This is a genomic window from Mongoliibacter sp. (assembly GCF_007692705.1).
Lineage (GTDB): Bacteria > Bacteroidota > Bacteroidia > Cytophagales > Cyclobacteriaceae > Mongoliibacter.
In genome coordinates, this window is sequence record NZ_REBN01000243.1 from 1 (window position 1) to 2,897 (window position 2,897).

The 2,897-nt window shown below is 38.0% G+C and carries 2 protein-coding genes and 1 tRNA gene; all 3 read right to left on the reverse strand.

Annotated elements, in window-relative coordinates; all coding sequences use genetic code 11:
• Positions 1-258 precede the first annotated feature (258 nt).
• Positions 259-1,485, reverse strand: coding sequence for a site-specific integrase (locus tag EA341_RS17005; protein WP_293016370.1), 1,227 nt, complete (start codon positions 1,483-1,485; stop codon positions 259-261).
• Between the two features lie 366 nt (positions 1,486-1,851).
• Positions 1,852-1,936: transfer RNA gene (locus tag EA341_RS17010), tRNA-Ser, on the reverse strand.
• A 228-nt stretch (positions 1,937-2,164) separates the two neighbouring features.
• Positions 2,165-2,897, reverse strand: a 733-nt coding sequence (locus EA341_RS17015; RefSeq protein WP_293016371.1) for a hypothetical protein, incomplete at its 5' end; no start/stop codon positions are given.

Below are 2,897 nucleotides of genomic sequence, written 5' to 3' on the forward strand. Positions count from 1 at the left end.
AAATGAAGCAAAATGATTATTCTTATCAAATCAAAAATTATTTAGGACAGCATTGACCTCAAATCAAAAAATTTCATAACCTACAATCCTTCCCATCACCCTCAGTTGGGAACGGAAATAGGCTTTATATATTCAAATTTGTAATAAATTCATTCAATATTTGTTACAAAAACCAGCAGCTTTATAGAAAAACAAGGATTCATGCTTGTGAATACACCTCAGAAATACTTTTAGAGATTTTAGCTTTTAAACCAACACTTAGCCATCATCGAAGCTCAATTTTTTCTTCAATTTTGCCATATCCTCACTTATTTTGATATCCAGTATTTTTGCATAGTGCTGGGTCTGTTTCAGGGAACTGTGGCCGAGCATCTTTGATACTGTCTCAATAGGAACACCATTTCCCAAAGTAACAGTTGTAGCGAAGGTATGACGGGCTATATGAGATGTCAGCTCTTTATTTATTTCACATAAATCTGAAATTTCTTTGAGATATGAATTCATCTTTTGGTTACTCAAAACTGGTAGAACAGTATTTTCTGCAGAACATTTGGGATGGTCTTTGTATTTATCCATGATTTCCAAAGCCTTTGGCAGCAAAGGCAACCTGATAGGCGAATCTGTTTTCTTTCTTTTGGCTTCAATCCACTTCTCACCATCAATACCGAATATAATCTGGTTTCGATTAAGGTTTTTTACATCTATGTAGGCTAACCCAGTATAACAACAAAAAAGAAAAACATCCCGCACCTGGGCCATTCTTTGAATAGTAAACTCCTTCTCTGATATTTTTTGAAGTTCTTCTTTAGTGAGGATTTCCCGTCTTACTTCTCTTTTCACCATTTTAAAACCCATAAAAGGATCTCTTTGAAGCCATCCTATTTTCACACAGTTCAGGACGATCTTTTTAAAGTTGGAAAGGTATTTTACCGTTGTATTGTGGGCACAGCCCCTCACTGTCCTGAGCCAGAAAGAATATTGACTGATGAATTCATAGTCAAGGTATTTTAGCTCCATATCATCCTTGCCATATTTCCACCGGATAAATGATCTGGTATGTTCTAGAGAAGTCCTATACCTTTCCATTGTGCCTGGAGCAAATTCTTTTCCCACAAGTGCCTCCATCTCTTTGTTGTGGGTTTCAAAAATCTCAAGAATCAGTTTTCTATCCTCTGACTTTCCTATCAGCGTATTTTTTATACTTTCTGCTGTCAGATCCTTATCCAAATCCATCAGCTGTTTTCTAGCCTGATGGATTTTCATCTGATAGGAATCAAGGAGACTGTTAAGCATTTTCGCTTTTTCACTTTTCCCATTTGCCCTTCCTGCAACACTATTCCATTCGGAAGGGTTACACGTCATCTTAGTGGATAGCTCAACCCGCTTATGGCCTACGGTGATTCTTGCATAAACATGCCTTTCCTTTTGCCCTTTAGTTTTAGAGGCTTTCAGGTAAAAGAGGATACTGAAACTGTTTTCAATCATTTTCTTACCGTTTAGTGTTGTAAAATTACTAATGGATGAGTCATTTTTCAAGATGTACACCTGTCGAACATGTTGATATTCAATTGTTTACATCATTTCTGGTGAGTCATTTTGGAAAACCGAATGACTCACCGAATTACTCACCAGAAGTTTGAGAATAATTGAAAATTTTGATGATTTATGAGGCTAAAATGAAAAAAGCCCGCATCGATGAGATGCGGGCTTTTTCATTTAATTTTTGTAAATATTGGTTGAAAATCTGCGTTATGAGGCTGTTTAGGCACTTTTTTCAGTTTCCAACTTCGTTTTTCAAATCTCTAACCTGATTGTTTCAGATTAATTTTGGAAGATCTGATCAACTAAAAGCAGAGGAGGAGGGATTCGAACCCCCGGTACCTTGCGGTACAACGGTTTTCAAGACCGCCGCATTCGACCACTCTGCCACTCCTCTATTGTTTTTAAAGTATCGGTAAATAAATCCACCCCTACTCTATGGTCTCCCGTAATTACGGACTGCAAATGTAGCCCTTAACTTTGATTTTGCAAACCTGGAAGTACCAAAAATTATGATCAAAACTTTAATCCATTGATTTTCTGAATTTTTAATTTAAAAAAATACTTTCCCTTTATCATAATTCTACTTTGAATAGACAATTCTTCGAAGTTTAAGCATTCACCCTCAATTCCTGACCAGCTTACTCACCTTCTCTTTTTGAACCTTTACCCAATCTCCGGTATTTCTATCATCATTGTTGGGTATTGGCTTGGGATAACCAAAGAGCTTGTAGGAAAGCAGGCGGGCATGCTTGGCTTTTTCGGAGTGGGCACGCATATAGTTGAGACTGTTATAATCATAAATGCTTTTGGCAGGAATGATTCCCAAAGTCTTTGGCATATTATTTAGAGAAAAACTGGTAATGGTGCTCTCCTTCCAATCCAGGGCTTTATCGATTTCTATCACTGCAAGATCATGCCACGGATGGGCCAACTCATCCCAGGGCACCATATTGTTGAAGATTTCAGGGTCATCATCATCCTGCGCAATCCTGGTCTGAATCTGCATCATATACTTAGCTCCCTCTCTGTTCACCCTTTCTTCAAATTCATATTTCAGGTAATTCCTCCCCCTGGTTTCGAAAGGAAGTATACGCTGATTACCTGTATCCACCGTACTCATGTCATGCTGGATACCAGTTTCGGGTTCATTGTCTAAAGGTCTTACCCTATACTTTGCATATCGCTTGATTTTATCATTCCCTATGAATTTGAAAGGGGTCTTGCAATAATAACGCAGGTTGTGAAATGAGGTCGGATTTCTCCGTAAGGCTTCCTGCGCACCTTTGAGACCTTCAGGGTATTTTTTGTAATATTCTATGTATTCCACCCCATACTTTTCTTTCCTCAACTTGGCA